Source organism: Helicobacter labacensis (assembly GCF_003660285.1).
Taxonomy (GTDB): domain Bacteria; phylum Campylobacterota; class Campylobacteria; order Campylobacterales; family Helicobacteraceae; genus Helicobacter; species Helicobacter labacensis.
Map to the genome: position 1 here is coordinate 22,409 of NZ_QXQQ01000020.1, position 7,284 is coordinate 29,692.

General features: G+C 45.7%; 11 protein-coding genes and 1 pseudogene. All 12 read left to right on the forward strand.

All coding sequences use genetic code 11. The features are described 5' to 3' along the window. Positions 1-4 precede the first annotated feature (4 nt). Positions 5-877: an ABC transporter ATP-binding protein gene (locus EAO33_RS06645; protein ID WP_120945992.1), complete on the forward strand. Its 873-nt coding sequence runs from the start codon at positions 5-7 to the stop codon at positions 875-877. Further along, positions 874-1,674, forward strand: coding sequence for an ABC transporter ATP-binding protein (locus EAO33_RS06650; protein ID WP_120945993.1), 801 nt, complete (start codon positions 874-876; stop codon positions 1,672-1,674). Before EAO33_RS06645 ends, EAO33_RS06650 begins: the two co-directional genes overlap by 4 nt. Positions 1,675-1,677: 3 nt before the next feature. Beyond that, positions 1,678-2,673: a GTPase ObgE gene (gene obgE, locus EAO33_RS06655; protein WP_120945994.1), complete on the forward strand. Its 996-nt coding sequence runs from the start codon at positions 1,678-1,680 to the stop codon at positions 2,671-2,673. A gap of 16 nt (positions 2,674-2,689) precedes the next feature. Then, positions 2,690-3,547, forward strand: coding sequence for a tetratricopeptide repeat protein (locus EAO33_RS06660; protein WP_235853106.1), 858 nt, complete (start codon positions 2,690-2,692; stop codon positions 3,545-3,547). A 61-nt stretch (positions 3,548-3,608) separates the two neighbouring features. Then, a complete protein-coding gene (locus EAO33_RS06665; protein ID WP_120945995.1) occupies positions 3,609-4,445 on the forward strand; it encodes a tetratricopeptide repeat protein in 837 nt (278 codons plus the stop codon). A gap of 274 nt (positions 4,446-4,719) precedes the next feature. Continuing rightward, complete coding sequence (locus EAO33_RS06670) at positions 4,720-5,094, forward strand: restriction endonuclease (RefSeq protein WP_120945996.1); 375 nt, start codon at positions 4,720-4,722, stop codon at positions 5,092-5,094. A 1-nt stretch (position 5,095) separates the two neighbouring features. Next, positions 5,096-5,548, forward strand: a complete 453-nt coding sequence (locus EAO33_RS06675; protein ID WP_120945997.1) for a hypothetical protein — start codon at positions 5,096-5,098, stop codon at positions 5,546-5,548. Positions 5,549-5,624: 76 nt separating this feature from the next. Further along, entirely contained in the window at positions 5,625-5,762 is a 138-nt protein-coding gene (locus tag EAO33_RS09090; RefSeq protein WP_162982228.1) for a hypothetical protein, read from the forward strand. A gap of 47 nt (positions 5,763-5,809) precedes the next feature. Further along, entirely contained in the window at positions 5,810-6,439 is a 630-nt protein-coding gene (locus EAO33_RS06680) for a tetratricopeptide repeat protein (protein WP_120945998.1), read from the forward strand. Next, a complete protein-coding gene (locus EAO33_RS09095; RefSeq protein WP_162982229.1) occupies positions 6,391-6,543 on the forward strand; it encodes a hypothetical protein in 153 nt (50 codons plus the stop codon). The genes EAO33_RS06680 and EAO33_RS09095 overlap by 49 nt, the downstream gene beginning before the upstream one ends. Before the next feature lie 148 nt (positions 6,544-6,691). Then, positions 6,692-6,922: a hypothetical protein gene (locus EAO33_RS06685; RefSeq protein ID WP_120945999.1), complete on the forward strand. Its 231-nt coding sequence runs from the start codon at positions 6,692-6,694 to the stop codon at positions 6,920-6,922. Positions 6,923-7,040: 118 nt separating this feature from the next. Beyond that, positions 7,041-7,284 (forward strand): annotated as a pseudogene (locus EAO33_RS09235) (hypothetical protein); the annotation flags it as partial.

The window sequence follows — 7,284 nt, forward strand, 5'->3', positions numbered from 1 at the left end:
TTGCATGGAAGAAACCTTGCTCAAAGTGGAAAACCTTAAAACCTATTTCTTTACCGATAAGGGCATTAATAAAGCCGTGGATGGCGTGAGTTTTGAGCTCAAGAAGTCCCAAACTCTGTGCATTGTGGGGGAGAGTGGGAGTGGGAAAAGCATCACTTCGCTCTCTATTCTAGGACTCATTGATAAGCCGGGTAAAATCGTGGATGGCTCTATTGAATTTAAAAAGCAGGATTTGCTCAAACTCAGCCAAAAGCAGATGCAACAAGAGATTAGAGGCAAGAAAATTAGCATGATCTTTCAAGAACCCATGACGAGCTTAAACCCTTCTTACACTATTGGGTTTCAAATCAGCGAAGCCCTCAAAATCCACCACCCCAATTTAAACCGCAAAGAACGCTTTGAGCGCGCGCTGGCTGAGCTAGAGCGCGTGGGTATTCCCCATGCTAAAGAGCGCTACCATGACTACCCCTTTAAGCTCAGCGGGGGGCAACGCCAAAGGGTGATGATCGCTATGGCGATGGTGTGCGCCCCTGAACTTTTGATCGCTGATGAGCCCACCACCGCCCTAGATGTTACCATTCAAGCCCAGATTTTAGAGCTCATGCAAGAATTGCAGGCAACTAAAGGAACTTCGATCCTCTTTATCACCCATGATTTAGGCGTGGTGGCACAATTAGCCGATGCGGTGGTGGTGATGTATAAGGGGCATGTAGTGGAGAAAGCCTGTGCTAAAGAGCTTTTTAATGATCCGCGCCACCCCTATACTCAAGCCCTGCTCAATGCCATACCCAAACCGGGCAAGGAGCACCGCAAAAAACGCTTACAGACCGTGGATGAAAATGTCAACTACCTAGAATTTCCTAGGGAGATTCGATGATCTTAGAAGCCAAAAACTTACAAAAAACCTACCACATCTCACAGGGCTTGTTTAAAGAAGCCAAACAAATCCACGCGGTGAAAGACATCACCTTCAAAGTGCATAATGGGGAGATTTTAAGTGTGGTCGGGGAGAGTGGGTGTGGGAAGAGCACCACCGCCAAGCTTTTAATGGGGATTGAGAGCCCTAGCGGAGGGGAGATTTTATTTAAGGGCAAGAATCTTGCCCAATTTAGCAAAGCTGATTGGCAGGAATACCGCAAACATGTCCAAATGATTTTTCAAGACCCCTATTCTAGCCTCAATCCTAGATGGCAGGTAGGGGACATCATTGCCGAACCTCTCTTGCTTAATAGCAATTTTTCTAAACAAGAACGCCGGGAAAAAGTCTTAGAAATGATGGATAGCGTGGGGCTTAAGCGTGAGTGGATCAGCCGTTACCCACATCAGTTTTCAGGGGGGCAACGCCAACGCATCGGCATCGCGCGCGCGCTCATTATCCGCCCTAAGGTGGTGATTTGTGATGAACCCGTTTCAGCCTTAGATGTCTCCATCCAAGCCCAAGTGCTCAATCTATTGCTAGATTTACAAAAAGAGATGGGCTTAACCTATGTCTTTATTAGCCATGATTTGGGCGTGGTGGAACACATCAGCGATCGCATTTTGGTGATGTACCAGGGTGAGATTGTAGAGCGTGGGGATGTGCAGAGCGTGTTGAGCGAGCCTAAAGACCCCTACACCAAGAAACTATTAGATGCTGTGCCCCATTTAGAAAAATCCATGCAACGCTTTTCTTAAGTTATGTTTGTAGATAGTGTAGAGATTGTGATCGCCTCTGGCAAGGGGGGGGCGGGGGCGGTGAGCTTTAGGCGCGAGAAATTTGTCATCAAGGGCGGACCAGATGGGGGCGATGGGGGCGATGGGGGCGATGTGTTTGTGCAAGTGAGCACAAACACCGACACGCTAGGGGCTTTTAGGGGCAAAAAGCACTACAAAGCTAAAAATGGCGCGCCCGGGGGTCCTAAAAATTGCAGTGGCAAAAAGGGGGAGAGCATCACCCTAATTGTGCCCCCCGGGACACAAATCTACGATCAGCAAAGCGGGGAGTTGTTAGGAGATTTTATAGAGTGTGGTGCGCCCCTTAAGATTTTAGAGGGGGGCAAGGGGGGAATGGGCAATGCACGCTTTAAAAACGCCGTGCAACAACGCCCTACCTACGCGCAAAAGGGGCTAGAGGGGGTGGAGTTGAGCGTGCGCTTAGAGCTTAAACTCATTGCCGATGTAGGCTTGGTGGGCTTTCCCAATGTGGGCAAATCTACCTTAATTAGTGTGATCTCCAATGCACGCCCTAAGATCGCCAACTACGCCTTTACGACCCTAGTGCCTAATTTAGGGGTGGTAAGCGTGGGGGATTTTAAAGAATTTGTGATCGCAGACATCCCGGGGGTCATAGAGGGGGCAAGTGGGGGCAAGGGCTTAGGGCTAGCCTTTTTAAAACACATTGAGCGCACGCAATTTTTACTCTTTGTGCTAGATGTTAGCTTGGATTTAACAGAGCAATACCACCAATTACGCCACGAATTGGGGGCGTTTTCACCCACCCTAGAAAAGCGCGCCTTTGGGGTGGCGATCAACAAAATAGACTTGCTCCCCCCTGAAACACTCGCTAGCACTCTGCATACCTTTGAGACTAGCCTAGATGATAAGCCCGCCTTTATTCTGCCCATCTCAGCCCACACCACCACTAACACCGCCCAGCTGGTGCAGGTGTTAGCGCAGAATTTGGATAAAAGTTAATCTAAGAGGTGTTGGCATGTTTAAAAGTCGCTTTTTAAGCCTTGTGGGGGCTTTGTTTTTGTCTGTGGGGCTGTGTGGTGCAGAGAGCGCGCAGGATCTGCTTGAGCAAGGACGGACTTATTATAAGCAAGGGAACTATACCAAGGCATTTGAATCCTTTCAAAAAGCTGCCAATGCGGGCGAGGCTAATGGGTATCTTGCTTTAGGGCTGATGTATGAAAATGCTAAGGGGACTCATCAAGATATGCATCAAGCCTTCAAATGCTACCAAAAAGCGGCAAATATGGGTGTTCCTGAAGCTTATTTGATTTTAGGATCGATGTATTACGATGGGATAGGCGTGAGCAAGGATTATAACAAAGCTTTAAAATACTACCAAAAAGCCGCCGATGCGGGGGTTGCTGAGGGCTATACAAATTTGGGACTTGCCTATGCTAAAGGGCATGGCGTGGCTCAAGATTATCAAAAAGCCGCCCAGTATTACCAACAGGGCACAGATATGGGGGATGGGGAGGCTAGCTATTATTTGGGGCAGTTGTATTACAAGGGTCAAGGTGTTTCTAAGGATTACTCTAAGGCATGGACATGTTACATCATAGCCGCAAGTTTGGGAGATGCGCGGGCTTATTGGAGTTTAGGGAATATGTATTACGAGGGTAAGGGGACAATTAAAGATTACATAAAAGCTAAAGAATACTTCCAAAAAGCTGCCGATGCAGGGATTGCTGAGGCTTATAATAATTTGGGAGTCATGTATGCTAAGGGTGAAGGTGTGGGGATAGATAAAGAAATGGCTTCTAAATACTATAAAAAAGCCTGCAAAATGGGAAGTGATCTAGGTTGCAAGAGCGCTAAAGCGCTTTTGGGGGATTAGGCACTTGGGAGCATTGGTATGAGATTATGCGCTCGGAGATTGTGGCTAGCCTTAAGCGCAAATGGCGGTTTTGTGCTTATCTGTGATTGTGGGATTTTCTGTGGACAATACAGAGCTTTTTAAACAGGCGCAAACCTACTACAAGCAACAAGAATACCCAAAAGCTTTGGCTCTTTTAAAGAGAGCGGGGGAGTTAGGGAATGCTCAAGCGTATGTCGCCTTAGGGGTGCTCTATGTTGCTGATAAAGGACTGCCCCTTGATTACCCTAAGGCTTTTGGATATTTCCAAAAGGCGGCTAAAATGGGAGACGCGCAGGCTTATGCTAAATTGGCTAACATGTATTATTTAGGTTTGGGCACAGCACGGGACTATACTAAAGCTTTGCAACACTATATCAAAGCGGGAGAATTAGGGTATACAGACACCTATATTCTTTTGGCAGACATGTATTATAAGGGGCTTGGCACGGATAGGAACTATTCTAAGGCTTTTGAGTATTTTAAAAAGGCGGCAGATTTGGGCAATGCTAAGAGCTATAGCATGGTGGGGCTTATGTATAGGGGCGGGCTGGGCGTTGCCAAAGACACACAAAAAGCCCTAGAATACTTCAAAAAGGGCGTGGTGCTCAAAGATGCGAAGTCATATTTTCATTTAGGAATGTCTTACCTTGTGGGTGAGGGCGTGGGCAAAGACGCGTCTCAAGCCTTGTTGTATTTCCAAAGAAGCGCAGAATTGGGCGATTCAGCTGGATATGTGCTCTTGGGGTATTTGTATGTGAATGGCGATGGTGTGAAGCAAGATACAAAAAAAGCCCTCTGGTATTTCCAAAAGGCTTGTAGGATGGGAGAGCAACAAGGTTGCCAGAACGCTAAAAAGCTCTTGGATTTTATGCATTAAAAACTTCCTGTTTAGCTTTTTGTGCTACAGCAGTGTTTTCTAAGGAGTTTTGCTTGTCTTTTAGATTTACCCTCCCCCCCCCCCCCCCAATAAACTAAACCTTCGCCCCGGATTTCATCTTTCTAGTTTAACACACACCCTCCACATATTTAAAGCCCCCCAAAAACCCCCACTCAAACAACCCCAAGTCCCTACACCCAATGATTTACCCGCATTTGAAAGGGAGACACCCCCTGGAAATTTTGATCAAACCCCTAAAGAGAAAGATAAAAACATGGAACAAGGTCGAGAATACGAAAAGTTTGTCGCTCAAGGGTATGTCAAGCGTGGTTATGATTGCGATTTTCATTGCGATTTAGGCAAGCAAGATCAAAAAATTGATCTGATTTTAACTAAGGATGAGGAGGTGCTATTTATTCAATGTAAAAATTGGAATGAAAAAACGCCTTATCGCGTGGGTTTGGACTATGTCCAAGAGTTTTTGCGCAATTGCGATGCCCTAGAGAAAGCAGAGTACCCGGGCAAAAACTGCCAAAGATTGTTGGCGCTCTCTGCGGATGTGCTCAACCCAGAGGCTAAGGCATTCCTAGAAAAACGCCGCTGCGATCAACGGGTGGGATGGGCAATACTACCAATACAGAGGAGTTAAAATGGATTACGCCAAAAAATACAGGGATTTAGTTGCCAGCTATTATGCAGGTCAAGGTTTTAGCGTCCACAGATATGATGCGAGCAAAGACAAAGAGAAACATTTGGCATTTACCCGCATTGATTTGATTTTGCGCAAAGACAAACAAATCATCTTGGCGCAGTGCAGAAACTGGAATCCTGAGGGGGAACATAAGATTGATGCCAAGTATTTAGAGAAGTTTCTGCAAGATTGCCATAGCTACCAAAGCCATTTGTATCGCGATGATTTTGAGCATTATCAACAATGCTTTTTTAAAAATATCATGGTGGTCAATAGCCCTAAGTTGCTCGCCCCAGATGCCTTTGAGCTCATCAAGAGCCAAAAGGATAAAAAAGAGCGTGAACGGGTGTTTTATGAGGTGCTGGAACCCTCAGCTAACATGGACAAGGTGAGCCTAGCAGAGAAAACATGATCAAACATTTGGAGGAAAACATGGTTTTAAAATTTTGCCCTGCCCTGATTAGAGTAGTGCGTATAAGGGGTTTCACATGAGCATTTTGGTGATCGGAGCTATTGCGCAGATTTTTACAGCAGTGGGGAAGGTGTTTGAAAACTTCTTTAAGTCGTCCGTCTCTATGGTGTTTGTGATTACATTGCTGGTTATTTTCCACTATGTGGGGAATTAGTGGGGTGGGTAACCCTAGCAACGGTTAAAATACCTACAAGGAGCAATATGTCAGTGTCGTTTGAAAAGTGTGTGTTGTCGGTTGTCTTGTTGTTTGCAGCGGCTTTAGGAGTCTGTTATGCGGGGAATCAATTGGCAAAATCTTACGATGACAGCAAAGACTATGGCAAATCTGTTTCTTATTGGCAAAAACTCATAGAAATGGGGGATTCTAGGGGGTATAACGAAATGGGGGCTATGTATGAAGATGGCAAAGGCATTGTCAAAGATTGCTCCAAAGCCTTGCAATACTACCAAAAAGCAGCAGATATGGGGGATATTATGGCTTATAATAATTTGGGAATAATGTATGAAAACGGGGAGGGTGTGGGGCAAGACAAGGAAGTTGCACGGCAGTATTATCAAAAGGCTTGTGGGATGGGCAATCAAGAGAGTTGTGAATACGCCAAAGATTTAGCCCCTAAACATACTGCCTACAAGCTCAACTTTGATATTCAGAAAAAAGAGTTTGATCTCTTTGGGGAGGGGCTGGGGACTTTGATTGAGATCACTTCTAAAAATAGAGACCCCGTGCGCCTTGAGGGGATTATTATCAATGAGGCAATTCTTGCAATGATTGGACTCAGGTTATGGCTGATGGCAGACCAGCTAGGGGCAATAAGAGAGGCTATATTTTAAAATACTCTCAAGGGTATATGATTGGCGTGGCTTGCTTGCCTTATAAAATCCTCTCTGTAGAAATTAGGACTCATTTGGGTAATGTAACTTACACCTATGAGTGAGGGGTGTTTGGGGGTGTGGAGGGGATTTTTCAGCATGTGGTAGTGAAGCATGTTTAAAGTAAAAATACATCCAATAGGCAAGTTTATCCTCTTATTTATGGTAGAATCCACTTACAAGCCTTGCTTGTAAACCTGAAAAAGGAGTCTTATGCGCATTTTGTTAACCTTGATCGCTACAACCCTTCTCTCTTGTTTGTTTTTAGAGGCTGAGGGTAATGGGGTTTATGGAGCTGTGGGTTTTCAATACTCAAACATCACACAGAGCACACAGAACAAAGCCCCCGGGCTTGTTAACCAAATGCCACTTTTCAATGTGTTAAGTGCCAAGCCCATAGTTTTAGCAAATCCCCAGCTCCCCCAAAACAAAATGGGGCAGTGAAATTAAGGAGGTTTTCTGGACAAGAAAATTTTAAAAAACACTTCTGCAAGTTTAGCCATAGCCCTTTGTTCGCCCTTTTTGGAGGCTGATACGGATAAAGATGGTTTCCAAAGGACTAGTGTCATTTGGTGTTGCGATGCCGATGGCAAATCGTTTTCAAGCCCCCCTTCATGGGCTCTCCCAGCATTTTGACCCCACATCCAAGAAAAAAACCTCCAGCACCAACACCAACACCCCAGCAGTCCCTCAAACCTCTACCCCGCCGGTAACCACTAAACCTTCAACGCCCCAGACTTCTGCCCCACCCGTAGTAACTAAAGCCCCAACACCCCAAACATCCACCCCGCCAGTGGTAACTAAAG

Excerpts from the sequence above, each read along its gene's own strand:
- EAO33_RS06665 (WP_120945995.1), top strand. The coding sequence starts at position 3,609 with ATGGCGGTTTTGTGCTTATCTGTGATTGTGGGATTTTCTGTGGACAAT.
- EAO33_RS06685 (WP_120945999.1), top strand. The coding sequence starts at position 6,692 with ATGCGCATTTTGTTAACCTTGATCGCTACAACCCTTCTCTCTTGTTTG.
- EAO33_RS06660 (WP_235853106.1), top strand. The coding sequence starts at position 2,690 with ATGTTTAAAAGTCGCTTTTTAAGCCTTGTGGGGGCTTTGTTTTTGTCT.
- EAO33_RS06650 (WP_120945993.1), top strand. The coding sequence starts at position 874 with ATGATCTTAGAAGCCAAAAACTTACAAAAAACCTACCACATCTCACAG.
- obgE (WP_120945994.1), top strand. The coding sequence starts at position 1,678 with ATGTTTGTAGATAGTGTAGAGATTGTGATCGCCTCTGGCAAGGGGGGG.
- EAO33_RS06645 (WP_120945992.1), top strand. The coding sequence starts at position 5 with ATGGAAGAAACCTTGCTCAAAGTGGAAAACCTTAAAACCTATTTCTTT.
- EAO33_RS06680 (WP_120945998.1), top strand. The coding sequence starts at position 5,810 with ATGTCAGTGTCGTTTGAAAAGTGTGTGTTGTCGGTTGTCTTGTTGTTT.
- EAO33_RS06675 (WP_120945997.1), top strand. The coding sequence starts at position 5,096 with ATGGATTACGCCAAAAAATACAGGGATTTAGTTGCCAGCTATTATGCA.
- EAO33_RS09090 (WP_162982228.1), top strand. The coding sequence starts at position 5,625 with ATGAGCATTTTGGTGATCGGAGCTATTGCGCAGATTTTTACAGCAGTG.
- EAO33_RS09095 (WP_162982229.1), top strand. The coding sequence starts at position 6,391 with ATGGCTGATGGCAGACCAGCTAGGGGCAATAAGAGAGGCTATATTTTA.
- EAO33_RS06670 (WP_120945996.1), top strand. The coding sequence starts at position 4,720 with ATGGAACAAGGTCGAGAATACGAAAAGTTTGTCGCTCAAGGGTATGTC.